The sequence below is a fragment of the Collinsella sp. CLA-ER-H10 genome (genome assembly GCF_040092475.1).
Classification (GTDB): Bacteria; Actinomycetota; Coriobacteriia; order Coriobacteriales; family Coriobacteriaceae; genus Collinsella.
Genome location: NZ_JBBNLM010000002.1, coordinates 127,056 through 152,700, shown reverse-complemented (window position 1 = coordinate 152,700; position 25,645 = coordinate 127,056). Strand labels below are relative to the sequence as shown.

20 protein-coding genes are annotated in these 25,645 nt (G+C 60.8%); 14 read left to right on the top strand and 6 right to left on the bottom strand.

Features of this window, described 5'->3' with window-relative positions; genetic code table 11:
- The first annotated feature begins 178 nt into the window (after window positions 1-178).
- The 4 genes from kdpA to AAAX36_RS02110 all read left to right on the top strand — a co-directional run bounded on the left by kdpA (window position 179) and on the right by AAAX36_RS02110 (window position 6,872).
- Window positions 179-2,002 (top strand): potassium-transporting ATPase subunit KdpA, encoded by a 1,824-nt coding sequence (kdpA, locus tag AAAX36_RS02125; protein WP_195246057.1) that lies wholly within the window; start codon window positions 179-181, stop codon window positions 2,000-2,002.
- A gap of 16 nt (window positions 2,003-2,018) precedes the next feature.
- Complete coding sequence (kdpB, locus tag AAAX36_RS02120; RefSeq protein WP_349073836.1) at window positions 2,019-4,073, top strand: potassium-transporting ATPase subunit KdpB; 2,055 nt, start codon at window positions 2,019-2,021, stop codon at window positions 4,071-4,073.
- Window positions 4,074-4,085: 12 nt separating this feature from the next.
- Entirely contained in the window at window positions 4,086-4,676 is a 591-nt protein-coding gene (gene kdpC, locus AAAX36_RS02115; protein WP_349073835.1) for a potassium-transporting ATPase subunit KdpC, read from the top strand.
- 246 nt (window positions 4,677-4,922) lie between these two features.
- The gene (locus AAAX36_RS02110; RefSeq protein WP_260699196.1) at window positions 4,923-6,872 is read left to right on the top strand and encodes an NAD(P)/FAD-dependent oxidoreductase; all 1,950 of its coding nucleotides are present in this window, start codon (window positions 4,923-4,925) and stop codon (window positions 6,870-6,872) included.
- Between the two features lie 118 nt (window positions 6,873-6,990).
- On the opposite strand, the gene AAAX36_RS02105 is transcribed toward AAAX36_RS02110, so the two are convergent.
- The 3 genes from AAAX36_RS02105 to AAAX36_RS02095 form a co-directional block, all read right to left on the bottom strand.
- A complete protein-coding gene (locus AAAX36_RS02105; RefSeq protein ID WP_195520940.1) occupies window positions 6,991-7,632 on the bottom strand; it encodes an RpiB/LacA/LacB family sugar-phosphate isomerase in 642 nt (213 codons plus the stop codon).
- A 140-nt stretch (window positions 7,633-7,772) separates the two neighbouring features.
- On the bottom strand, window positions 7,773-8,582 hold the full coding sequence (locus tag AAAX36_RS02100) for a gluconate 5-dehydrogenase (RefSeq protein WP_349073834.1): 810 nt from the start codon (window positions 8,580-8,582) through the stop codon (window positions 7,773-7,775).
- A gap of 160 nt (window positions 8,583-8,742) precedes the next feature.
- Entirely contained in the window at window positions 8,743-9,435 is a 693-nt protein-coding gene (locus AAAX36_RS02095) for a FadR/GntR family transcriptional regulator (RefSeq protein ID WP_349073833.1), read from the bottom strand.
- Window positions 9,436-9,667: 232 nt separating this feature from the next.
- Between AAAX36_RS02095 and AAAX36_RS02090 the strand changes: the two genes are divergently transcribed.
- The 4 genes from AAAX36_RS02090 (at window position 9,668) to ilvD (ending at window position 12,916) form a co-directional block, all read left to right on the top strand.
- Window positions 9,668-10,729, top strand: a complete 1,062-nt coding sequence (locus tag AAAX36_RS02090; protein ID WP_349073832.1) for a gluconate permease — start codon at window positions 9,668-9,670, stop codon at window positions 10,727-10,729.
- The gene (locus AAAX36_RS02085; RefSeq protein ID WP_349073831.1) at window positions 10,726-10,935 is read left to right on the top strand and encodes a hypothetical protein; all 210 of its coding nucleotides are present in this window, start codon (window positions 10,726-10,728) and stop codon (window positions 10,933-10,935) included. The genes AAAX36_RS02090 and AAAX36_RS02085 overlap by 4 nt, the downstream gene beginning before the upstream one ends.
- Window positions 10,910-11,029 (top strand): hypothetical protein, encoded by a 120-nt coding sequence (locus AAAX36_RS02080; RefSeq protein WP_349073830.1) that lies wholly within the window; start codon window positions 10,910-10,912, stop codon window positions 11,027-11,029. The genes AAAX36_RS02085 and AAAX36_RS02080 overlap by 26 nt, the downstream gene beginning before the upstream one ends.
- A gap of 108 nt (window positions 11,030-11,137) precedes the next feature.
- Window positions 11,138-12,916, top strand: coding sequence for a dihydroxy-acid dehydratase (ilvD, locus tag AAAX36_RS02075; protein WP_349073829.1), 1,779 nt, complete (start codon window positions 11,138-11,140; stop codon window positions 12,914-12,916).
- A 249-nt stretch (window positions 12,917-13,165) separates the two neighbouring features.
- Here ilvD and AAAX36_RS02070 read toward each other — a convergent pair whose 3' ends face one another.
- Window positions 13,166-14,257, bottom strand: a complete 1,092-nt coding sequence (locus AAAX36_RS02070) for an ATP-binding protein (RefSeq protein WP_349073828.1) — start codon at window positions 14,255-14,257, stop codon at window positions 13,166-13,168.
- A gap of 590 nt (window positions 14,258-14,847) precedes the next feature.
- Here AAAX36_RS02070 and AAAX36_RS02065 point away from each other — a divergent pair.
- Window positions 14,848-15,540, top strand: coding sequence for a GntR family transcriptional regulator (locus AAAX36_RS02065; protein WP_349073827.1), 693 nt, complete (start codon window positions 14,848-14,850; stop codon window positions 15,538-15,540).
- A gap of 391 nt (window positions 15,541-15,931) precedes the next feature.
- Here AAAX36_RS02065 and eda read toward each other — a convergent pair whose 3' ends face one another.
- Together eda and AAAX36_RS02055 are read right to left on the bottom strand one after the other, a co-directional pair.
- A complete protein-coding gene (gene eda / locus AAAX36_RS02060) occupies window positions 15,932-16,573 on the bottom strand; it encodes a bifunctional 4-hydroxy-2-oxoglutarate aldolase/2-dehydro-3-deoxy-phosphogluconate aldolase (protein ID WP_006234738.1) in 642 nt (213 codons plus the stop codon).
- 253 nt (window positions 16,574-16,826) lie between these two features.
- On the bottom strand, window positions 16,827-17,861 hold the full coding sequence (locus AAAX36_RS02055) for a sugar kinase (protein ID WP_349073826.1): 1,035 nt from the start codon (window positions 17,859-17,861) through the stop codon (window positions 16,827-16,829).
- A 232-nt stretch (window positions 17,862-18,093) separates the two neighbouring features.
- On the opposite strand from AAAX36_RS02055, the gene AAAX36_RS02050 reads away from it, so the two are divergent.
- The 5 genes from AAAX36_RS02050 (at window position 18,094) to ligA (ending at window position 25,645) form a co-directional block, all read left to right on the top strand.
- A complete protein-coding gene (locus AAAX36_RS02050) occupies window positions 18,094-19,116 on the top strand; it encodes a LacI family DNA-binding transcriptional regulator (RefSeq protein ID WP_349073825.1) in 1,023 nt (340 codons plus the stop codon).
- A 134-nt stretch (window positions 19,117-19,250) separates the two neighbouring features.
- On the top strand, window positions 19,251-20,588 hold the full coding sequence (locus AAAX36_RS02045; protein WP_349070202.1) for a glutamine synthetase family protein: 1,338 nt from the start codon (window positions 19,251-19,253) through the stop codon (window positions 20,586-20,588).
- Between the two features lie 50 nt (window positions 20,589-20,638).
- Window positions 20,639-21,301: a response regulator transcription factor gene (locus tag AAAX36_RS02040; protein ID WP_055286016.1), complete on the top strand. Its 663-nt coding sequence runs from the start codon at window positions 20,639-20,641 to the stop codon at window positions 21,299-21,301.
- 208 nt (window positions 21,302-21,509) lie between these two features.
- Complete coding sequence (locus AAAX36_RS02035) at window positions 21,510-22,970, top strand: trypsin-like peptidase domain-containing protein (protein ID WP_349073824.1); 1,461 nt, start codon at window positions 21,510-21,512, stop codon at window positions 22,968-22,970.
- Between the two features lie 446 nt (window positions 22,971-23,416).
- Complete coding sequence (gene ligA / locus AAAX36_RS02030; protein ID WP_349073823.1) at window positions 23,417-25,645, top strand: NAD-dependent DNA ligase LigA; 2,229 nt, start codon at window positions 23,417-23,419, stop codon at window positions 25,643-25,645.

Genomic DNA, 25,645 nt, shown 5'->3' with positions numbered 1-25,645 from the left:
TCTTTAATCCCTAGAAGCGTTTACTGTCCCCAGACGCTTGCGAGGGCAGGCGTCCGAGACATCGGACCGCGTGTGAAAGGGGCGGTAAATGGACATCCTCATTCCCATCATCGGAGTCGTCTGCATTGGACTTCTTATCTATTACATCTACATTCTGATGAGGAGTGATTCGTAAACTATGGACGCTGCGATTCAGTACATCTTGTACTTTGCCGTACTCGTCGTCCTGGCCGTTCCGCTCGGTCGGTTCATGGCCCATATCATGGATGGTGAGCATACGTTCCTGTCGCCTGTGATTGCTCCTGTGGAGCGTGGCGTCTATCGTCTGCTTCGCATCGACGCGGCAGAACAGATGGGGTGTAGGCGCTATCTGGCGAGCGTGCTGGTCTTTTCGGGGATCGGCCTCGTGACTCTTGTGGCACTCCAGGCGCTTCAGTCCTTCTTGCCAGGCAATCCCCAGCACCTGCCGGGTGTGTCATGGGACCTGTCGTTCAATACGGCTGCTTCCTTCATAACCAACACCAACTGGCAGTCCTACTCCGGTGAGACTACCCTGTCCTACCTTGTGCAGTTCATGGGTCTCACTGTGCAGAACTTCGTTTCCGCTGGCACCGGTATCGCGGTCATGTTCGCGCTGATCCGCGGCTTCCGTCAGGTCAAGGAGCAGGGTCTGGGTTCCTTCTGGGTCGACCTCACCCGCACCGTCCTGTATGTGCTCATCCCGCTGAACCTCGTGTTCGGCATCTGCCTGGCTGCCGGTGGCGTCATCTCCAACTTCCAGCCGGCTCAGAAGGCTGAGCTCGTAGAACCCGTCGCTGTTCAGCCTAATGCAGACGGCGGCTGGAGCGTCATCGACGGCGCCCAGATTGAGGGCGACACGGTCAAGGTCGACGGCAAGGTTGTCGAGGGCGCGCGCGTGGTCACCGAGCAGTTCCTGCCCCAGGGTCCCGCGGCTCCTCAGGTCGCCATCAAGCAGTCCGGCACCAACGGCGGCGGCTTCTTCGGCGTGAACTCCGCCCATCCGTATGAGAACCCCAGCGCCTTCACCAACATCATCGAGATGACCAGCCTGCTGCTGATCCCGGCCGCCTGTTGCTTCGCCTTCGGTATCGGCGTCAAGAACACCAAGCAGGGCAAGGCCATCTTTGCCGCCATGTTCATCCTGCTGGTGATCTTCACCGGCATCATCGCCGTCAACGAGCATGCGGGCACCCCGCAGCTGGCCGATGGCGGAGCGGTCAATATCGAGATGACCGACGGCCAGGCCGGCGGCAACATGGAGGGCAAGGAGAGCCGTTTCGGTATCGCCTCCTCTTCTACCTGGTCCGCTTTCACGACGGCTGCTTCCAACGGCTCGGTTAACTCCATGCACGACTCCTACACCCCGCTGGGCGGTTTTGTCCAGATGCTCCAGATTGCTCTGGGCGAGGTCGTCTTCGGCGGCGTGGGCTGCGGCCTGTACGGCATGATCGGCTTCGCCATCCTCACAGTGTTCATCGCCGGTCTCATGGTCGGACGCACGCCTGAGTTCCTGGGCAAGAAGATCGAGCCGGGCGAGATGCGCTGGGCAGTTGTCCTGTGCTTGGCAACTCCGTTTGCCATTCTGGTGTGCTCGGCCATCGCCTGCATGGTGCCCGGTCTTGCCGACCAGCTCAACAATGGTGGCGCGCACGGCTTCTCCGAGGCGCTGTATGCCTTCACCTCATGCGGCGGCAACAACGGCTCGGCGTTTGCAGGCATGAACTGCAACATTCCCTGGATCAACGTCATGCTCGGCCTCGAGATGCTGTTCGCCCGCTTCATGCCTATCATCGGTACGCTGGCTATCGCCGGCTCGCTGGCCAAGAAGGGCAAGGTCGCCGAGAGCGCCGGTACCCTGTCTACCACCAACGGCATGTTCGTATTCCTGCTCGTGTTCATCGTTCTGCTGATCGGTGCCCTGAGCTTCTTCCCGGCCCTGGCGCTTGGCCCCGTTGCCGAGTTCTTCCAGATGATTGCGTAAAGGAGGGCGCAGATTTATGACTATGCAAAAAGACATGATGGGCCGCGCGGTCCGCGACTCGTTTACCAAGCTGGATCCTCGCGTCCAGATTCAAAACCCGGTCATGTTCCTGGTGTGGCTTTCCGCCGTCATGACCTCCGTCCTGGCCGTCGCTTCCATTTTCGGTGTGCAGGACGCGGGTGTGCCCACCTACTATGTGGTCGCCATCGCGGTCATCCTGTGGCTTACCGACCTGTTCTCGAACTTCGCCGAGGCGCTTGCCGAGGGCCGCGGTAAGGCCCAGGCCGATTCCCTGCGTGCGGCCAAAAAGGATGTCGAGGCCCATCGCATCGAGTCCGTTGAGGACAAGGAGCACTTCACCGTCGTTCCCGGCACCGAGCTCACGCGCGGCGACCTGGTGATCGTACGCGCCGGCGAGCAGATTCCCGGCGACGGCGACGTCATCGAGGGCGCTGCTTCCGTTGACGAGTCCGCCATCACCGGCGAGTCCGCCCCCGTGGTCCGCGAGGCCGGCGGCGACCGCTCTGCCGTTACCGGCGGTACCACGGTGCTGTCCGACTGGATCATCGTCAAGATCTCCAGTGAGCCCGGCCAGAGCTTCCTGGACAAGATGATCGCGATGGTCGAGGGTGCCGCGCGCAAGAAGACCCCTAACGAGATCGCTCTGGAGATCTTCCTGGTGGCCCTCTCCATCGTCTTTATCCTGGTCACGCTGGCCCTGTATTGTTACTCCTGCTTCTCGGTCGGTCTTAACGACATGGACAACCCCACGGCCGTGACCACGCTCGTGGCGCTGCTCGTGTGCCTGGCTCCTACTACCATCGGCGCCCTTCTTTCCGCCATCGGCATCGCCGGCATGAGCCGTCTGAACGAGGCCAACGTGCTGGCCATGTCCGGCCGCGCCATCGAGGCCGCCGGCGACGTCGACATCCTCATGCTCGACAAGACCGGCACCATCACCCTGGGTAACCGTCAAGCCGCCGAGTTCATCCCGGTCGACGGCATCGATCCCGCGGAGCTGGCCGATGCCGCCCAGCTTTCCTCGCTGACCGACGAGACCCCCGAAGGCCGTTCCATCGTCGTGCTCGCCAAGGAGCAGTTCGGTCTGCGCGGCCGCACACTCGAGGATAAGGGTATGGAGTTCATCCCCTTCACCGCGGCGACCCGCATGTCCGGTGTGAACTACGAGGGCAATGAGATCCGCAAGGGCGCTGCCGATTCCGTGCGCACCTATGTGGAGGCAGCCGGCGGCGTGTTCTCCCAGGAGTGCGACGAGGCCGTCGAGCGCATCGCCAAGGCCGGCGGCACCCCGCTGGTCGTGACCAAGAATTGCCGCGTGCTGGGCGTTGTGTACCTCAAGGACATCATCAAGTCCGGCGTTAAGGAGAAGTTCGCCGACCTGCGCAAGATGGGCATCAAGACCATCATGGTGACGGGCGACAACCCGCTCACCGCCGCGGCAATCGCCGCCGAGGCCGGCGTTGACGACTTCCTGGCCGAGGCCACCCCTGAGGGCAAGCTCGAGAAGATCCGCGAGTTCCAGCGTGAGGGCCACCTGGTCGCCATGACCGGCGACGGCACCAACGACGCGCCGGCGCTGGCGCAGGCGGATGTCGCCGTGGCCATGAACACGGGCACCCAGGCTGCCAAGGAGGCCGGCAACATGGTCGACCTCGACTCCAGCCCCACCAAGCTCATCGAGGTCGTGCGTATCGGCAAGCAGCTGCTCATGACCCGCGGTTCGCTCACGACCTTCTCGGTGGCCAACGACATGGCGAAGTACTTCGCTATCATCCCGGCCCTGTTCTCGCCGATCTACCCGGGCCTTGGCGCGCTCAACATCCTCGGTCTGGCAAGCCCACTGTCCGCGGTTCTTTCGGCCATCATCTATAACGCGCTCGTTATCGTCGCGCTGATCCCGGCCGCGCTGAAGGGCGTTAAGTACCGCGAGGTCCCGTCCGGACAGCTGCTGACCCACAACCTGCTCGTGTGGGGTCTGGGCGGCATCGTTGCCCCGTTTGTATTCATCAAGCTCATCGACATGCTGCTCGCGTTCTGCGGCATTATGTAAGTGGAGGTTTGTATGTTCAAAGGTGTTGCATCGCGCGCACTGGGCGTGTTCGCGCTGTTTACCGTTGTCTGCGGCCTGGGCTATACGCTCGTCGTGACCGGCATCGCCCAGGTTGCGTTCCCGTATCAGGCGAACGGTTCGCTCATTAAGGTCGACGACAAGATCGTGGGATCCGAGCTGATCGGCCAGAACTTCGAGGATGAGGACCACATGTGGGGCCGCATCCAGAACGTGTCAATTGTCGAAGGCGAAGACGGCGAGCTCGTGGCGTATGGTGCCCCGTCCAACCTGTCCCCGGCGAGTGAGGAGTATCGGCAGCTGATAGATGCGCGCGTGAAGAAGATCCGCGCCGCCAACCCCGATGCTGATATGGACGCTGTGCCCGTCGACCTGGTGACGTGTTCGGGGTCCGGCCTCGACCCGGAGATCTCTCCGGATGCCGCCGAGTACCAGGTCCCGCGCTTGGCGAAGGCCACGGGCAAGAGCGAAGGCGAGGTACGCGAGATCATCGTCCAGTGCACCAAGGGCCGATTCCTCGGCGTCTTCGGCGAGCCCACGGTCAACGTGCTCAAGGTGAACCTTATGCTGGACGGCGTGCTGTAGGTGAGGGAGTGGCGGATGAGGGCATAACTGGCTATCTGAGCCCTCAATTCCATCCCGCCCATCAGTTGCGGTGAAATACGGACTGTTTTGGCTGTCAAAGGCCTCATCTACTCCGTATTCCACCGCAACTTTTGTGGGGATCGGATTAAAGGCGGGGGAGTGCGAGCGGGTACGGACGCGGCGGTTGCTGATACGATAGGTACGTTAGCAACTGCCGCCGAGCGGCTCAAATGAAAGGAACCCTGTATGGAGTCCTCTGCCTATCCAATGCTCTTTAGCCCGATCAAGGTCGGTACGACCGAGGTCAAGAACCGCGTCTTTATGCCGCCGGTGTCCACCAACCTGGCCGATCATGGCTATGTGACCGACGACTTGGTCGATCATTACCGTGCCCGCGCCAAGGGCGGCGTGGGCCTCATCATCACCGAGGTCGTGACGGTCGAGCCTACCTATACCTATCTGCCGGGTGACATGTGCTGCTACGACGACACGTTTATCCCTGGCTGGGAAAAGCTCGCCGCGGCCGTCCACGAGTATGGCTGCAAGATCATGCCGCAGCTCTTCCACCCCGCCTACATGGCCTTTAACATTCCGGGTACGCCGCGCCTGATCGCTCCGTCCTTTGTGGGCCCGTCCTATGCCCGCGAGGCGCCGCGCCCCATTACGGTCGATGAGATTCACGAGCTCACGCATCAGTTTGGCGACGCTGCCGTGCGTATGCAGAAGGCCGGTGTCGATGGCGTCGAGGTCCATGCGGCGCACGCCCACGGCATGCTCGGCGGTTTCTTGACCCCGCTCTATAACAAGCGTACCGATGAGTACGGCGGCTCGCTCGACGCCCGCATGCGCTTTTTGCTCGAGGTCATCGCCGAGATTCGCGAGCGCTGCGGCAAGGACTTTATCATCGACGTCCGCATCTCGGGCGATGAGTACACCGATGGCGGCCTGACCCTCAACGACATGATCTATGTCTCGCGTCGCTTGGAGAAGGCCGGCGTCGACATGATTCACGTGTCGGGCGGTACCACCATCAAGCGCGGTTCCGCAATTCCCGCCGCCGGTACTCAGCAGGCCTCGCATGCCGCCTGCTCGCGCGAGATCAAAAAGCACGTCAACATTCCCGTTGCCACCGTCGGACGCATTAACGAGGCTTGGATCGCCGAGGAGCTGATCGAGGACGGTGCCGCCGACATCTGCATGATGGGCCGCGCCAATCTGTGTGATGCCGAGTTCTGCAACAAGGCCGCTGCCGGCAACGCCGACGATATTCGCCCCTGCATTGGCTGCCTGCGCTGCCTGAACGGCATTATGTTTGGCAAACGCATCTCCTGCACCGTTAATCCGGACGTGGAGCGCGACGAGGCTGGCTACGAGCCTGCCGCCGAGGCCAAGAACGTGCTCGTTGTGGGCGCTGGTCCTGCGGGCATGGAGGCGGCGTTCATTGCCGCCAAGCGCGGCCACAACGTGGTGCTCGTGGACAAGCAGGACGAACCGGGCGGCGAGATGCGTATCGCAGCCGTTCCGCCGGCAAAGCAGGAACTCACCCGTGTGATCAAGTATCAGTATCGCCGTCTTGCTGAGGCGGGCGTGAAGTGCGTATTTGGCACCGAGCTTACTGCCGAGGACATTCAGCGCGACTACGCCGGCTACGAGGTCGTCCTGGCCTATGGCGCCGAGCCCATCGCTCCGGCCTTCATGCAGGGCTTTAAGCAGGTTATGACGGCCGACGACCTGCTGGGTGGCAAGGCTTTCCCGGGTAAGAAGATCGTCATCGTGGGCGGCGGTACCGTTGGCTGCGAGACGGCCGATTACCTGGCCCCGTTGGTCAACGACCTGTCGCCGGCCAACCGCGATGTCACCGTCATCGAGATGACCAAGACGCTCGCCGCCAACGAGGGCGGTGCCGGTCGCGCGGTGCTCATCACGCGCATGCTCTCCAAGGGCGTCCACGTGCTGACCGAGGCCAAGGTGACCGAGATTACCGAGGATGCCATCAGCTACGAGAAGGACGGCGAGGTCCACACCATCGCCGATGCCGATACGCTGGTACTTGCCATGGGCTATCGTCCCAATACCAAGTTGGCCGACGACCTTGCTGCAGCCGGCGTTACCACCCACGTGTTGGGCGATGCCAACAAGTGCGGCAACATCCGTGACGCCATCGGCGACGGCTACAAGATTGCCTGCGAGCTCTAGTTAATCCCTTGGTGCATGGGGCCTGTCCCCGCGGCGTCAGTCGGTAGATAGCAAAAAGCGGCGGTCGTCCCGTACGTGGGACGACCGCCGCTTGCGTTAGCTGCAATGAGTCGTGCGATTAGAGGCCCAGGATCTCCTTGACCTTGGTGATGATGGCCTCGTCGGTTGCGTTGGCAAAGAAGTACTCCTGGAAGTGTTCGCCGGCAAGTGCGCCCTTCACCAGGTCCTGATCGATCTCGCCCAGAACGTCGACGAGCGGACGCATAGTCACAGCGCGGACGCCGTCGAGGATCTTCTTGTTGCGCTGCTCGGGCTCAACACGCTCGGCAGGATAGCCGTTGCCCGAACCAAAGCCAAAGAGCTTCTCGAAGGTGTACTCAAGGTTGAGCTCCTGGCCCCAGCCGTTCTTGAGGGCGAAGGGCATGGCAACGGCGTTGCCATCGTTGACCTGGGCAAAGGTGTAGGCGTCGAGCGGGTCGGCAACGTGGCCGCACAGCACGCCGGGGAAGGAGTTACAGGCGAGCATGGCGCCCTCGCCGGTGCCGCAGCCGGTCACGACGTAGTCGGCAGCACCGGAGTTCAGCAGCACGGCGGCAAGGATGCCGTTCTGCACGTAGGTGAGGGGCTTGGAGTCGGCGTCGGCATACATACCATAGTTAAAGACGGTGTGCCCCATGGGCTCGACAACCTTCTTAAGGGCAGCCTCGATCATGGGGTTCTTGGAGTTCTGAGAGTTCTCATTGATCAGAGCGATTTTCATTGCGAATTACCTTTCTATTTCTAACTTGCGGTGAAATACGGACTGTTTTGCCTGATAGAAGCCAAAACCAATCCTTATCTCACCGCAACTCAAATGAAAAACGAGTGGATGAAACCTGATATGGGCAGTTGCGGCGACGCTTATTGAGGCTGCTTTCCAATGTATGCGAGGATTCCGCCGTCGACGTAGAGGATGTGGCCGTTGACGAAGTTCGATGCATCGGAAGCCAAGAACACGGCGGGGCCCTTCAGGTCCTCGGGCGTGCCCCAACGGGCTGCTGGCGTCTTGGCAATGATGAACTGGTCAAACGGGTGACGGCTGCCATCGGGCTGCTTCTCGCGTAGCGGTGCGGTCTGCGGCGTGGCGATGTAGCCGGGCCCAATGCCGTTGCACTGGATATTGGCCTCGCCAAATTCCGAGCAGATGTTCTTGGTGAGCATCTTGAGTCCGCCCTTAGCGGCGGCATAGCCGGCGATGGTCTCGCGACCCAGCTCGCTCATCATCGAGCAGATGTTGATGATCTTGCCGTGGCCCTTCGCGATCATGCCAGGCAGGCAGGCCTTTGACACGATAAACGGTGCGTTGAGGTCGATATCGACGACGCGGCGGAAGTCCTCGGCGCTCATGTCGAGCATCGGGGTACGCTGGATGACGCCGGCGTTGTTGACCAAGATGTCGGGCGTGGTGCCAAAGTCGGCCTCGATCTTGGCGATGAGTTCGGCGACGACAGTCTCGTCAGTGACGTCTGCCACGTAACCATGAGCCTCAAAGCTCAACTCGCGGTAGTGCTTCTCGGCCTCGGCTACCTTGTCGGCGTGACGTGCGTTAAAGGCGATCTTGGCGCCAGCCTCTCCGAGCGCCTCGGCGATAGCCATGCCAATGCCATAGGTGGCGCCGGTTACCAGTGCGACCTTGCCGTCCAGACGGAAGCTGTCCATAAGATCAGACATAGCGATCCTTTCAAAAGAAACGTTCATCTATATAAGTCTTGCTTTTCATACAAGGTCAGTATAGGTGAAGCGGCGTAATAGCCACCCCTTATTCCCTAAAATCAGGTGAACGTTCACTTTTAAAAGGTAAACGGTGGTCTCGCCCTTGCCGTGCGGACGTCTATTTGCTCTGTTCCTGCGCGCCCTCTGCAATCATGTTGCGGTTGTACACCAGATGCAAATACATCGCATCGTGCGCTGCGGTGGGATTGCGCGCGGCGATGGCGTCGGCCACGCCACGGTGGGTGCGGATGGTCTCCTCAACCAGCTTTTTGCCGGTCACGTCAATAAACAGGGGGACAGACGCCTTGAGCACGCCCATTAGGCGGGGAACGACGAGGTTTCCGGAGCTCTCGGCAATGGCATTGTGGAACGCGGTGTCGGCGGCGGAGTAATCCTCACCGGCCTCGGCCAGGCGCTCGGATTCGTCGCAGAGCTCTTTGATACAGACGACCTGGTCGTTGGTTGCGTGCTCGGCTGCCATGCGTGCAATCTGCGGCTCGATCATAAAGCGCACCTCGAGTAGGTCGCGCGCCAGACGCTGCTTGTCATCGATAAAGGTAAAGCCCAGCGGGTCGTCGGCAACGCCGGGGTTCGAGGCCACATAGGTGCCCGAACCCTGCTTAATGCGCACGATGTTGCGCGACTGCAGCAGCTTCATGGCCTCGCGCACCGTGCTCCTGCCGGCGCCCAGGCGCTCGACGAGCACGGCCTCCTTGGGCAGGCGATCGCCTTGCTCAAGATGCTCATCCAAGATCAATTGAATGATTTTCTCGGAAATCTGCTCGGGGAGTCCCGAATCGACTCGTGCCACGCTTCACCTCATATCAAAAGAATTCATCAGAGCTATTCTAACTCATTCAACAGAAGCCGCGGCGGTTCGCCTAGACAGTGGGGAGCTGTAAGTAGCCGTTTACCGTCAAAACAGACCGTTCATGAAATACATCAGATGTATTTTGAACAAATTTCAATTTGAAACATCAGACCTATTGAAAACACGCTATAGTCTAAGCCGAATTCAAAAGGTCTGATGAATTGGAGGAAAGATGTCAGACCCAACGTTTATGGCCGACCCCACCAGGCTGGTCATCGCCGCCATCGTGGGCATTGCGCTGCTGCTTGCGCTCATCATTAAGTTCAAGCTGCATCCCGTGCTTTCGATGATGGTCTCGGCGCTCGCGATCGGCATCGGCGCCGGTATGCCGCTCGACCTGGTGGCGGACACTGTCACCAAGGGCGTGGGCACCACGCTGCAAAACATCGCCCTGCTCATTGGCCTGGGCTCGATGTTTGGTCAGATTCTTGAAGAGAGCGGCGGCGCCAAGAAGATCGCCCAGACCTTCATCGATACCTTTGGGCAGGGTCACTCCAGCTGGGCGCTGGGAGTTACCGGTCTGGTTATCGGCACTACGGTGTTCTTTGAGGCCGGCGTGGTCGTTTTGATCCCACTTGCGTTTAGCGTGGCATCGCAGACCAAAAAGTCGACGCTCTACTACGGCATCGCGCTGCTCGCAGGACTTGCCGCTGGCTATGCGTTTGTGCCGCCATCGGCCGGTTCGGTTCTGGTCGCCGGCACGCTCGGTGTCGACCTGGGCACCATGATTCTCGTCGGTATCCCTACCGCCTTCATCGCTATGGCGATCGCCGGCGTCATCTGGGGTCACAACGTGGGCAGTCGCATTTTTACCGATGTTCCGGAACACTTTACCTCTGCCGAGGGTGCGAGCGACGAAAAGGAGCTTCCCTCCTTTGGCATGGTGCTTGCCATCGTGCTCACGCCGCTTTGTCTGATTTTGCTGGGCACGTTGTCCTCTTATATCCCTATGCCCGCCGAGCTCGCCTCGATTCTCGCCTTCCTGGGCAAGCCGTTTGTCGCTTTGACGCTCGCCACGCTCGTCGCGATGTATCTGCTGGGCGCGCGGCGCGGCTACTCCGGCGCCGAGCTCAAGGCCCTGCTCGACCGTTCGCTTAAGCCCGTCGGCATGATCTTGCTGGTCATTGCCTGCGGCGGTGTGATCCGCTGGATGCTGCAGGACTGCGGCCTGGGCCAGGTTATCGGCCCTATGCTCGAGGCCTCACCGCTGCCTTTGGTGGTCGTTGCCTTTTGATTGCCGTCATGGTGCGTGCCTCTGTCGGCAGCTCCATCGTCGCTATGACCATGGCATCGGGCATTATGGCCGCCATGCCTGCGGTTGCCGGAGCCTCAGTGCTCATGCGTGCCGCTATCTGTCTTGCTATCTGCGGCGGTGCCACGGCCCTCTCGCACGTCAACGATGCCGGTTTTTTGGATGCGCTCCTCGTTCCTGGAGATTGATGAGAAGACAACCCTCAAGTCCTGGACCGTTATGGAGACGCTCATCGGCCTTTCGGGTCTTGCCTGCGCCCTGGTGATTTCGTTCTTCGCCTAGTTCGCGTAGCTAAGCATCTTCCGCCGAGTGCATCGCTCGGTACCCATTTACACCTGATTCATTAACCAACGATTGATGCAACCGTTCAAATCAAAAGAGGAGAGCATCATGGACGAGAAGACCAAGGTACAGATTCAGCAGGAGGCAGCCGACCTGGTTGCCAAGCTGCAGCCGCGTTCCGGCAAGTTTCGCACCATCAGCCCCGAGATGGACCCGCTGCGCCTGGGCTCTGGCTGGTCCATCGAGGACCTGGACAAGCCGCAGGTCATTATCGAGTCGACGTTTGGCGACTCGCACCCGGGTTCTGCCGGCCTGTTTGAGCTGGTCGAGGAGGTCCGTGCCGGCGTTGCCGAGGCTGGCGGTCACGGTGCCCGTTACTTCTGCACCGATATCTGCGACGGCGAGGCCCAGGGCCACGATGGCATCAACTACTCGCTGCCCAGCCGCGACATGATCGCCAACATGATCGAGATCCATGCCAAGGCCACCCCGTTCGACGCCGGCGTCTTTGTCGCCAGCTGCGATAAGGGCCTGCCTGCGAACCTCATGGCCATGGGCCGCATCAACATCCCCTCCATCGTCGTTACCGGCGGTGTCATGGATGCCGGTCCCGATCTGTTGACCCTGGAGCAGCTCGGCGCGATTTCTGCCCGCTACGAGCGCGGCGAGATCTCCCGCGAGGAGCTTGAGTTTGCCAAGCACAACGCATGCCCCAGCTGCGGCGCCTGCTCGTTTATGGGCACCGCGTCGACCATGCAGGTTACCGCCGAGGCCCTGGGCCTTATGCTCCCCGGCACGGCCCTGTTGCCCGCAACCAGCTCCGATCTGCGTGAGTTTGCGCGCGAGGCCGGCCGTCAGTCCGTGTGGCTCTCCGAGCACAACCTGTGTCCGCGTGACATCGTGACCAAGGAGTCCTTCGAGAACCTCATCATGGTCCACGGCGCCATCTCCGGTTCCACCAACTCGCTGCTGCACATCCCCGCGATCGCCCGCGAGTTTGGCATCGAGATGTCCGCCGACGACTTCGATCGCCTGCACCGTGGCGCCCACTACCTGCTCAACGTCCGTCCCGCAGGCGAGTGGCCGGCGCAGTTCTTCTACTATGCGGGTGGCGTGCCGCGCATCATGGAGGAGATCAAGTCGATGCTTCACCTCGACGTTATGACCGTCACCGGCAAGACTCTCGGCGAAAACCTCGAGGACCTTAAGAACAACGGCTACTACGAGAAGTGCGGCCGCTACTTGGAGAAGTGGAACCTTAAGCGCGAAGACATCATTCGCCCGTTTGACCAGGCTTTTGGTACCGACGGCTCTATTGCCATCCTCCACGGCAATCTTGCCCCCGAGGGCGCCGTCGTCAAACACACGGTTGTTCCGCGCGAGATGTTCCAGGCCACGCTTAAGGCGCGTCCGTTCGACTGCGAGGAGGACGCTATCCACGCCGTCCTGACGCACGAGGTCAAGCCCGGCGACGCCGTCATCATTCGCTATGAGGGCCCCAAGGGCTCCGGCATGCCCGAGATGTTCTACACCACCGAGGCTATCGCCAGCGACCCCGAGCTGGGCGCGAGCATTGCCCTGATCACTGACGGCCGTTTCTCCGGCGCCTCCAAGGGCCCGGCTATCGGTCACGTTTCGCCCGAGGCTGCCGTGGGCGGCCCGATTGCCCTGATCGAGGAGGGCGACCTTATCCAGATCAACATCCCCGAGCGCTCGCTGTCTATCGTGGGCATCGCCGGCAAGGAGATGGAGCCGGCCGAGGTCGACGCCGTCCTGGCCGAGCGTCGCGCCGCTTGGAAGCCCAAGGCTAATCGTTACACCTCCGGCACGCTCAAGTTCTTTACCGAACATGCAGTTTCCGCCATTCAGGGTGGCTACATGGAGTAGCGCACGTACGCATCGAATTTCTCCTCTCATAGATGTGCGGCACAAAGAGCCCCGAGTTCATACGAGCTCGGGGCTCTTTTCGTCTAGATTGGGGACGCATGGCCGGACGAAAACAATTTGCGTCTGGTAATAAGCGTACGAAAGCGCAATTTACGTCTTAATTCCGTACGCAAATCAAGACGAAAATCGTTTACGTCTGCTTTAAATCCGTACGAAAACGGTTTTCGTCTTGCAGGGCAGTTGCCGTTTCTACAGTTCAACTTCCAGTTCGGCTTTGTGCTCGTAGAGGTAGTCGCGCATGTAGGGGATGGCAAATGAGACCTTGCCGTACGAGGGAGCCTCGATAATCGATTCTCTTAACAGGCGGCTGCGGACGGAACTCACCTGTTGAGGCGTTTTGTTTAGGGCATCGGCAACCATGCTGGTCGAGCTCGTCTGCCCCAAAGATGCCATGCTCAGCAGATAAACGATGCACGTGGGCGGAATGCGCCGCAGCGCGGGCTCAATCACCATGGCGCAGAAGCGTTCGCGTGCCGTTGCAATGCCACGCTCGGCTTCTTCTTCTCCAATAATCGTTGTATGTGCGCGTCTTGCCAACTGCCATGCGTAGTATCCAACGAGTTGGATCATGAAAGGATAGCCCTGCGTTGCCTCGGCAAGTTGGCCGGCAATACCTGGCTGCAACTCCATGCCAGACGCTTCAATGGTTTCCTCGAGGGAGTACGACACTTCGGTTACTGCCACAGCCTTCAGATCAAAGGGGAGGGCGCGGCGCAAAAACGCAAGTGTCTTTCCGTTGATGATGCTTTCAATCATCGAAGGCAGCCCAGCAAAAACAAAGGCGATATCAAGGTCTTCGCCGATAACCTGCTGAATCGCAATGGAGAGCGTTCGGACCTCATCGAGCTCTGCGTCTTGAACCTCGTCGAGAGTGATGAGCAGGCCATTTCCATTCTTGGATATTGTCTGTCTCATGGCGTCGCGTAGCGATGGGCCGATTCGCTCAATATCTATGCTGCCGATGGATATGCCAGCTACGGTGGGCTCAAATCTGGCGTGTTTGGCCTGGAATTTGGGCTGCAGCTGTTCGAGAATGCGCTGGCAAAGTCCCTCGGTTGCGACCTCTTTTATGACCGTCCAGCCACGGCTTTGCGCCAAACGTGAGCACTCGTCAAGGAGGACCGTCTTGCCCGTTCCACGGACGCCGGCTATGCGCATTAGGCGCCCAGGGGCACCAGGCCCGTTGGTGAGGCCTTCACTGAATTCTTCAAGTACATCTTCGCGGCCGATAATCGTGGGAGGTGTTTTACCTGCTGTGGGCTTAAAAGGGTTTGTTTGCATGTGAGCCACCTTTGCTCAAGATATAGCAAGATATAGCAAAGTATAGCAAGATATTGCAAAGTATAGTGAGATATAGCAAAGTATAGTGAGATATAGCAACGTATAGCGCTGTTCTCGGGTTCTTACGGTGGTGCTATTTTCCGAATGCCGCGCGGATAAAGCGCTGGGCGAACAGCTTGTTGGCAACTCACGAGGGCTCGGGGTGCCAATTTGGGGTGCAGTAGTGCTGCGCCACGAAAAGGGCCTATCTACTACGTTTAAGCCGCAGGGGTCAACCATAGTCGGCTTTTTCGAAAATCGACAAGCTGTCTACCTGCGGTTTTGTTTTTGCACTTTTCAGCATGGTCTGGGCTCTCCGCGTTAACGTAGTAGATGGGCCCCTTTTGTGGCAAGGGGCCGACCTGCGGCTCAGGGTAGCCAAAAAAGCCACGTCCCAAAAAGACTGTTGGAAGTTGCGGTGGAATAGTTCCTGTTTTTGCTGCTGAAGGCTTTGAGCAGGAACTATTCCACCGCAACTTATGAGGGGGGCGGGGGATGCGATAGTATTGCATGGTGGTATTCGATTAACCGAGGCTTCATCCGAGGGCTTTATGGAACAACACCAGCATAATCAGAGCCTGCAAGATCAGGCATACACCGCATTGCGCTCCAAGATCATCTATGCCGAGCTCAGGCCCGGCACGCGTCTTTCGGCGATTGGTCTGGAAAAGGAGACGGGAATCGGGCGCACGCCCATTCGCGAGTCCTTTGTGCGCCTGCGTGAGCAGGAGCTGGTGGAAACGCGTCCCAAAAGCGGCACCTATGTCTCAAAAATCAGCATGGAGCGCGCCGAGAACGCCTGTTTCTTGCGCGAAAAACTCGAGAGAAGCGTGCTCATTAAATGCTGCTCTGCCGCCACACCCGAGCAGAAGTGTCGGCTCGAGCAGATTCTTGCCGAGTCCGAGTCGCTCGACCATAGCGAGACGCGTCGTTTCTTTGACCTGGACAACCTGTTCCATGAGACGTGTTTTGAGATTGCCGGTCGTCACATGTTGTGGGATTGGATGAAGAGCATCAACACACATTTTGAGCGATACAACTGGTTGCGTATGGTGTCGCAGGACCTGGATTGGGAGCCGATTCGTCGGCAGCATCGCCGGATTCTCGAGGCCATTAAGAGGGGCGATACCGACACGGCGAGCTATCTGGCAGAGACGCACTTGCACCTGATGCCCGAGGAGCAGGGCCCGGTTATCGCCTTGCATCCCGACTATTTTGAGCTGTCCAAAGACTCGTTCATCTAATCAATCCCCATATAAGTTGCGGTGAAATAGGGACTGTTTTGCGGCCTAGGTGGCGCAAACAGTCCCTATTTCACCGCAACTGCGTTGGGGTGTGACCGGGGCACAAAGATGCGGTGCCGCTTGGAGGGAAAGACCGGAAGCAAAGGTCCATTCCTCCAGACGGCGCCGCAGCTGTTTTGATGGCTCGGCTTTTACCGAAGTGGCTCAGTTGAGCGCGACTGCCAGCCGATTATACAAAGCGGCTCGGGGGCGTGTCGCTTCCGTCACGTTCTATCAGCATACAAGACGGTTTTGGTTCTTGTTCGTGACGGAAACGGCGCGCTTCCGAGCCGCTTTAAAAGAAAGGGGGCGAGGTCTAGGGCACGCCCCCTTTCACGATAGAGAGCTAAACCTAGCCGCGGACCTTCTTGACGACGTCCATGGCCTCGCGGGCGATCTGCTCGACCTTGGAGAAGTCGCCGTCGGCAAACAGGGCCGGCTTGACCATCCAGGTGCCACCGCAGGCGATGATGGCGGAGGAGCTCAGGTACTCCTCGACGTTGGCGGTGCTCACGCCGCCGGTAGGCATAAAGCGGTGACCGACAAACGGAGCGGCGAGGGCCTTGATGGTGTTCAGGCCGCCATACTGGGACGCGGGGAAGAACTTGGTGACCTTGAGGCCCAGGTTCTCGGCTGCGGTGACCTCGGAGGGGGTCACGGTGCCGGGAAGGACGGGCAGCTCGATGTCGATGCAATGCTTCACGACGTCCTCGTTGTAACCCGGGGAGACGATGAACTTGGCACCGGCGGCGCGGGCCTGCTCAACCTGCTCGACGGTCAGGACAGTGCCGGCGCCAACGCACATCTCGGGCTCGGCCTCGGCCATAGCGGCGATGCACTCGGCGGCGCAGGCGGTGCGGAAGGTGACCTCGGCGGACTTCATGCCAGCTGCCATAAGAGCGTGGGCGAGCGGGGCGGCGTCCTCGACCTTGTCGAGCACAACGACCGGCACGATGCCCAGGGACTCAAGCGTGGTGTAGAACTGATCGAACATGATGTTCCTTTCGATGTGTGGCGCGCATGGGCGCGTGATTACCAAATGTGCTGGTCAGGAGCCGATTTTGGATTGGTTATCGGAGGCACCGCTTGGGGTTCAAGCAATTCCAAAACCGGCTGCTCGACCAGCCATGTAGGGAATGCCAGGCAAAACCGGAATGGGACTGGTGGTTTTGCCCGGCCGGAGGAATCGGGGAGCGGGCCGCAGGGGTATGGGATTGGAAAGCTGCGGCCCGCGGAATGGAGACGGACTAGCGCGCGACGCGGGTGCCACCGTCGGCGGCTGATGCTACGGCTGCGATCTCGTCTGCGGTCACCAAGTTGGAGTCGCCCTTGATGGTGAGCTTGAGGATCGAAGCCGCAATCGCGTAGTTGACGGCAGCCTGCGGATCGAAGTCGTTGATGAGGGCGTGGACCAGGCCGGCGTTGAAAGCGTCGCCGGCGGCAACACCCTCAAGCACGTGCACATCGTGAGCAGGGGAGAACCAGTGCTCGCCGCTCTCGGCGTCATAGAGCATGCCCATCCAGATGGAGCGCTCGACGCAGGAGATGTTGCGGACGACCGAAGCGACCTTCTTGCAGCCGTACTCGGCGCAAATCTGACGGGCCATCTCGACGTAGGTGTCGCGCTCCTCGATGCCGTGGGCAAGGGAGCCGGAGACGCAGGTCATGCCGAGGCCGGCGGGTGCGTCCTCGTCGTTGGCGATGCAGATGTCGACGAGCGGCAGGAGCTCCTTCATGGTGGCCTGCGACTTCTCGGGCGACCACATCTTGCCGCGATAGTTCACGTCGCACATGGTCGTGATGCCCTTGGCGCGGCAGGCGGTGAGGGCATCCTTGCAGGCGGCAGCCATCTCATCGGAGACGGCGGGGGTCACGCCGGAGAAATAGAAGACATCGATGCCCTTGAGGATCTCGTCCCAGTTAAAGACGTCGCGCTTGGCCATGTTGATGGCAGAGTACTTGCGGTCGTAGACGCAACCGTTACCGCGCTGCGAGGCGCCGACCTCAAACACATAGGAGCCAAGACGGTCGCCCTGGCGCACGACGCGCGTGGTGTCGACGCCGTAGGCCTTCAGCGAACGCAGGGCGCACTCGCCCAGACGGTTGGCCGGGACAACGGAGACGTAAGCGGCCTTGTCGCCCTGGTAGGCCAGGGAAAGCGCAGTGTTGGCCTCGGCGCCGCCGTAGCGGACGTCAAACTCGGTTGCCTGCTCAATACGCAGGTGGTCTTTGGGTGAGAGTCTCATCATGATCTCGCCGAAGGTAAGAACCGTTTTACCCATGGTCGCGCAGCTCCTTTTACTCGTGCGTACACCTTTGATATGGCGTTGGCACGCAGGTGCCAAGACGGTAGGGTGCGTCTTTGCACCTGCGTGCCAACGCTCGCCGAAATCGGTTTACGAAATCGGTTTCGTTTCGAGTTGTAGTATACTCACCTACAGCGTTTTGCAACCGAGATTTTTAAAAAATGCCTAAAATGGCTCAGACTGCCGACATTGGGAAACGGGGTGCGCTATGGCGCAGATGAGAATCAAGGACATTGCCGCCGAGGCGGGCGTGAGCCCGGCCACGGTCTCGCGCTATCTCAACAACCGCCCCGGGCAAATGACCGAGGAGACCCGTGCTCGCATCGCGGCAGTTATCGAGCGCACCGGCTATCGCCCACGTGCCGCCGCGCGCAATCTGCGCAGCTCGCGTACGAACCTCATCGGTGTGATTCTGGCTGACATCGCCAACCCGTTCTCGAGCGCCATGCTCGAGGGCCTTTCCGCCAGCGCCGCGGCGCGCGGCTGCTCGCTCATGACGGCCATTAGCGGCAACGACCCCGCTAAGGAAGCGGAGTCGCTCACCAGACTTATCGATGCCGGCGTGGACGGCCTGGTCGTCAACACCTGCGGAGGCAATGACGAGGCGATCGCCGCGGCAGCGGGACGTCTGCCCGTCGTGCTGCTCGACCGCGACGTTGCCGACGGCGGTGTTGACCTGGTGACATCTAACAACCGTGAGCTGGTCGCCGGCTTGGTAGACGCCTTGGCAGCTGCGGGCAGCGAGCGTCTGTGCCTGCTCACCGAGGCAAGCGACGATAGCCCCGTGCGTCGAGAGCGCGCCGAGGCCTTTGCCGACGAGCTTTCGCGCCGCGGCCTTGCGGGCGAGGTCGTCACCCTGGCCGACGGTGGCGCCACGGGCGTTGGCCGTTTGGACAAGACCATCCGCGACTACGCGGGCAAAAGGCTCGGCCTTATCGCCGTCAACGGCCTGGTTTTCCTGCGTCTGACCGAGGCGCTGGCGCAGCTTGGTCCCTCGCTGCCGGCGGGGCTCAAGATCGCGACGTTTGACGACTACCCCTGGAACCATGTGCTCTTTGGCGGCGTCACCACGGCCGCGCAGGACACCCTCACCATTGCCGAGCGCGTAGTCGAGCGCCTTTCCGAGCGCATCGACGTCGTTACCACCACCGTGGGCGAGGCCGCAAAGCTGGCGCCCAAACGCATCGAGATCCCCGGCCACATCGAACACCGCGCTTCGACCTCGCGCTAACCGCTCGTTCGCAACGGCCTGTTCGCGCACGTTTTTTGGGCGCTTGATACGCTTTAACCCTGCGGAAACATTTTTCTGCGATAGTATCTGCGATATAGACCAGTCGAAACCCGCCCGAAAGAAAGGGGAGCGACATGAACCAGCAGAACATCGATTACGTACTCCGCTCCGTAGAGCAGCGTGACATCCGCTTTGTGCGTCTGTGGTTTGTCGACATTCTCGGCCGCCTCAAGAACTTTGCCATTAGCCCCGAGGACCTCGAGGTCGCTTTTGAGGAGGGTATTGGCTTTGACGGCTCTGCCATCGAGGGCTTTGCCACGCCCGAGGAAGCCGATATGCTGGCGTTTCCCGATGCTTCGACCTTCCAGATCCTGCCGTGGCGCCCGAGCCACAACGGCGTCGCCCGCGTGTTCTGCGACGTGTGCACTCCCGATTGCAAGCCCTTTGCCGGCGACCCGCGCGATGCCCTGCGCCGCATGTTCCGCAAGGCCGAGAAGGCCGGCTATCTGCTCAACGTGGGCGCCGAGCTGGAGTATTACTACTTCCCCGACGAGCACACCCCCGAGCCGCTCGACAACGTGGGCTACTTCGATCTTTCGGTGAGCGATGCCGCCCGCGACCTGCGCCGCAACACGGTCCTCACGCTCGAGAAGATGTCCGTGCCCGTGGAGTACACCTTCCACGCCGCCGGCCGCTCACAGCACGGCATGAGCCTGCGCCACGCCGAGGCCCTGAGCATGTCCGACGCCATCACCACGGCCAAGCTCATCATTAAGCAGCAGGCCTACGAGAGCGGCTGCCATGCCTCTTTTATGCCCAAGCCGTTGGCGGGCGAGGACGGCAGCGCCATGTTTTTGCATCAGTCGCTGTTCGACCACGACGGCAACAACGTCTTTTGGGGCGAGGATGACGAGAAGTACCACCTCTCCGATATTGCCAAGCACTACATGGCCGGCATTCTGGCACACGCGCGCGAGATCAGCGCCATCACCAACCCCACGGTCAATTCGTACAAGCGCATCACCACGGGTGGCGACTCCGTGCCGCAGTACGCCACGTGGGGCCTGCGCAACCGTGCGAGCATGGTCCGCATCCCGGTCTACAAGCCCGGCAAGCAGCTGTCCACGCGCATCGAGCTTCGCAGCCCCGACCCCATGGCCAATCCGTACCTGGTCAACGCCGTCACGCTGGCGGCTGGTCTGGACGGCATCGAGCGCAAGCTGGAGCTCCCGCCCGAGGCAACGGCCGAGACGCTCAAACTCACCGACCGTCAGATGGTCGAGGCCGGCTACACGCCGCTGCCGCGCTCGCTCAAAGAGGCGCTCGACGTGTTTGAGGACTCGCAGTTTATGAAGGATGCCCTCGGCGAGCACATCCACAGCTTCTTCCTCAAAAAGAAGCGCGACGAGTGGCATAAGTTTGAGTCTACGATCACCGAGTGGGAGATCAAGCACTACCTGGCGAACTCCTAATCGCGCTGGCTTGTTCCAGTACGATTGAGCTCATTTCTTTGGAGGCCGATATGTCCGAAAAGAGTGCCCTGTTCATGGCGCGCACGACGCGCTTCCACGAGTTTGCCCGCAGCTTGACGACCACCCTGGGTGTCGAGGTGAGCCTGGCCACCCCCGATTCGCCGACTGCGGCGCACGACTTTGACCTGCTGATCCTCGACTCCGACGGCATCCGCAGCGACCGCATCGATCAGATTGCCAAGTGGCTTGACGATCGCGGCGGCGTCCCCATGCTGGTGATCGTTGACGACGAGGCGCTTAGCACCCTGCGTCTGCCCAATCACGCGCATGCCGACTTTGTATGCCCCACGGCGACACCCAACGAACTCAAGGCTCGCGCGCAGCGCCTGATGGGCGAGGAGGAGACCGTCGCCGCCGACGATGTGCTCAACATCGACAACCTCGAGATTAACCTGGCTACCTACCAGGTGACGCTCGATAACGAGCCTATCGACCTGACGCTGATGGAGTACTCGCTGCTGAGCTTTTTGGCGACGCATCCCAACCGTGCCTACAGCCGCGAGGTGCTGCTGCACCGCGTATGGGGCTTTGAGTACTGCGGCGGCACGCGCACCGTCGACGTGCACATTCGACGCATCCGCTCCAAGGTGGGCCCGCAGATCGCGGCGCACATCACCACCGTCCGCGGCGTGGGCTATCTGTTTAAGGACTAGATTTCCACCACAAAGGGGACAGGCGCCTTTGTGGTGGTTTTGACGCAGGTGCGGGTTCCTCTCGAATCTGCAACAGAACTTAAGCCTTCCTAAAAGATTGCGTTCTCATACACGTGCACCCGCATATTGGGGTACAACTCAACGTGAACAATGATGGCCCGCCACATGTTTGGCGGGCCTTTGGTTATTTGACGAAAGGATCGCAGCTATGAGCGAGTACGATTCCCAGCGTCCCCAGGATGCGGGCAACGCCGGCGAGACCCAGCAGCAGCCGCGCGTGCAGGTGGAGTCGACGCCTGCCGGTAGCAACATTCCCTACGTGCAGGCTTACGACACACAGACCGGCAAGCCGCTGGGCGGCCAACAGGTTGTAAACAAGCACACGGTGGTCAAGACCAAGACCAAAAAGCTGCCGATCTTTATTACAGCACTCGCCGGCTGCGCATGCGGCGCCCTGTTGGTCATCGCGCTCATTATGAGTGGCACGCTCAACATTGGCGGCGGAAAGAATGCCGTGACGGCGGGTGCTTCGGGTTCGTCGACGCAAAAGATCACCATCGACTCCGAGGACACCACGCTGGCCGAGGCCGTTTCTGCCAAGGCATTGCCCTCCGTGGTTTCCATTACCGCCACTTCGAGCGGCAGCCAGAATGGCTCGCTTTCGCAGTCTGCCGACGAGTCGGATAGCTCGGGCAGTGTCGGTTCGGGCGTCGTGCTCGATACCGAGGGCCACATCCTCACCAACAACCACGTGGTCGACGGCTATGACCAGTACGTGGTGACCATGGACGACGGCACCACCTATGAGGCCGAGTTCGTGGGCAACGATGCCTCGAGCGACCTAGCCGTCATCAAACTCAAGGACGCCGACGCCTCCAAGCTCACACCGATTGAGATCGGTGACTCCTCCAAGCTCAACGTGGGCGAGTGGGTCATGGCGATCGGTTCGCCGTTCGGTAACGAACAGTCTGTCTCTACGGGCATTGTGTCGGCGCTGTATCGCTCCACGGCCATGAGCTCTACCAGCGGTAACACCATCTATGCCAACATGATCCAGACCGATGCCGCCATCAACCCGGGCAATTCCGGTGGCGCGCTCGTCAACGACAATGGCGAGCTCGTGGGTATCAACTCGCTCATCGAGAGCTACTCGGGCTCCAGCTCGGGCGTGGGCTTCGCCATTCCGGTTAACTACGCCAAGAACATTGCCGACCAGATTATCGACGGCAAGACGCCGGTGCATCCGTACATGGGCGCTACGCTTTCGAGCGTCAATGCGCTCAACGCCCGCACCAACAAGCTGAGCACCGATAGCGGCGCGTATGTGGCGAGCGTCGTTGAGGACGGTCCTGCCGCCAAGGCCGGCATTCAGGAGGGCGACGTCATCACCAAGTTGGGCGACGAGGAGATCACGAGCGCCGATGGCCTGATCATCGCGCTGCGCAGCCACGAGGTGGGCGAGAAGGTCGAGATCACGCTCATGCGCGGCAAGGAAGAGAAGAAGGTCACCGTCGAGCTGGGCTCCGATGAGGAGCTGCAGAACCAGCAGCAGGACGACAGTTCGACCGACACCGGCAACGGCGGTATTACCGACGAGCAGCTGCGCCAGTACCTGGAGGAGCTGCTGGGCCAGCAGGGCCAGGGTCAGGGCTACGGCCAGGGCTACTAGCGAGCCGTTTCGCTCATACCGATACCAGAGGGGCTGTCCCACCAACGCGGGACAGCCCCTCTTTTCTTATTGATCCGTTGGGGACGGAGGAAAACGGATCACTTGGGGCTGACAAGAGGCCTGGTTCGTAATGGTCTGGACAGTTAGTTCAGATACGTATAAATCTGGGACAGCTTGGAATGCGTTTTGAGCAATTTTTGATTGGGATGGGGCTCGAATGGGTGTTTGGAAGGGAGAGTGGGACGTTTACATGGTCTCGAGGAGCCCGAATTCGTCGAAACAGGGGTGTTCGTGCCTGATTTAGCTCTAGGATTTATACGTATCTGAACTAACTGTCCACCCGGTCTGGCGGCTGCCGATTCGGTGCGGTTGGAAAGGGCGATTTGGCTCCATCGCGACCGGTGGTACTCTTGTATCCGTTTGAAATCGAGCGAAGGAGTGCCGCTATGGAGCAATCGAGCCTGTTTGGTGACGGTGTGGACATCGATACCGAAACGCCTGCGAGCGCAGATGCCGCCGCACCGACCGACGCCCGCGCCCAGGCGGCAGCGCGCGCGGCTGAGCTGCGCCACGAGCTCGACTACCACGCGTACCGCTACTACATGCTCGATGCGCCCGAGATCACGGACGCTGCCTTCGATAAAATGCTCGTTGAGCTGCGGGAAATCGAGGCGACCTACCCCGACCTGGTGACGCCCGACAGCTATACCCAGCGCGTAGGTGGCTACGTGAGCGAGCAGTTTACGCCGGTCACGCACATGGCACGCATGTATTCCATGGACGATGCCATGGACCTGGACGAGCTCGACGCGTGGCTCCAACGCACCGAGGATGCGCTCGGCGCCGGTAGCGTCACCTATACCTGCGAGCTCAAGATCGACGGCCTGGGCGTGGCCCTTACCTACCAAAACGGCACCTTCGTACGTGCGGCCACACGTGGCGATGGCACCACGGGCGAGGACGTGTCGCTCAACGTGCGCACCATCAAGGATGTGCCCATGCACCTGTCCGAGCCGGCGCTCGCCCACATGGGCGCCGACCGCGAGCGCACCATTGAGGTACGCGGCGAGGTCTACATGCCCAAGGGCAGCTTTGTTCGTCTGAATGAAGAGGCCGATGCCGAGGGCCGCGACCCCTTCGCCAACCCGCGCAACGCCGCCGCCGGCAGCCTGCGCCAAAAGGATCCCAAGGTCACGGCGCGCCGCGACCTGGCCACCTTTATCTATGCCATCGCCGATACCGATCCGCTGCACGTCCACAGCCAGCGCGAGTTCCTCGACTGGCTGCGTAGCGCCGGCTTTAGCGTCAACCCCAACGTGGCACGCTGCGCCACGCCCGCCGAGGTCCACGAGTTCTGTGCCCAGGCGCTTGAGCACCGCGGTGACCTGGACTACGACATCGACGGCGTGGTCGTAAAGGTCGACAGCTTCCAGCAGCAGCTCGACCTGGGCTTTACTGCCCGCGCGCCGCGCTGGGCCATTGCCTTTAAGTTTCCGCCCGAGGAAAAGCAGACCATCCTGCGCGAAATCCGCATCCAGGTGGGCCGCACCGGTGTGCTCACGCCGGTCGCCGAGTTCGACCCGGTGACGGTCGCCGGCTCCACCATCGCGCGCGCCACGCTGCACAACATTGACGAGATCCGTCGCAAAAACGTGCGCGAGGGCGACACTATCATCGTGCACAAGGCGGGCGACGTGATCCCCGAGGTCGTGGGCCCGGTGCTCGATAAACGCCCGGCCGATTCGGTCGACTGGTACATGCCCGAGGTCTGTCCCGTGTGCGGAAGTCCCGTGGTCCACGAGGACGGCGAGGTGGCTTACCGCTGCGTCTCCATCGACTGTCCCGCGCAGCTCAAGGAGCGCCTGCTCCACTGGGTGAGCCGCGGCTGCATGGACGTCGACGGCCTAGGCGACGAGATTGTCGACAAGATGATCGCCGCCGGGCTGATTCACGACGTCGCAGACTTCTACCAGCTCACGGTCGATGACATCGCAGGCCTGGACACGGGGCGCACCTATGCCAGCTCCAACAGCAAAAAGGGCGTCAAGAAGGGCGACCCCATTCCGGTGGGTCTCAAGACGGCCGAGAAAATCATCGCCGAGCTCAACAAGTCCAAGAGCCAGCCGCTCGGTCGCGTGCTGTTTGCCCTGGGTATCCGCCACGTGGGCAAGAGCGTGGGCGAGGTTATCGCCGAGCGATTCCTGTCGATTGACAAGCTTATCTTGGCGAGCGAAGAGGACATCGCCGAGTGCGAGGGCATCGGTCCCAAGATTGCGGCAAGCGTCAAGCAGTTCCTGGCCGTGCCCGAGAACCTTGCCGTGCTGGAGCGCCTGCGTCAGGCGGGCCTGTCGCTCGAGGTCGACCTGGGCGTCGCGCACGCGCAAGCCGCAGCCGACGCTGGCGTGGCGGGCGAGCTCGCCGACGCACAACCACTCGCAGGCCTGACCTTCGTGCTCACCGGCACGCTTGTCAACCGCACGCGCGACGAGGCGGGCACGGCGCTCAAGGTGCTTGGCGCCAAGGTTTCGGGCAGCGTGTCGAAGAAGACGAGCTATCTGGTCGCCGGCCCCAAAGCGGGCTCCAAGCTCACCAAGGCCGAGCAGCTGGGTGTGCCAGTGCTGGACGAGGATGCGCTCGAGCAGATCCTGGCGACTGGTGAGGTACCCCAGGCTTAG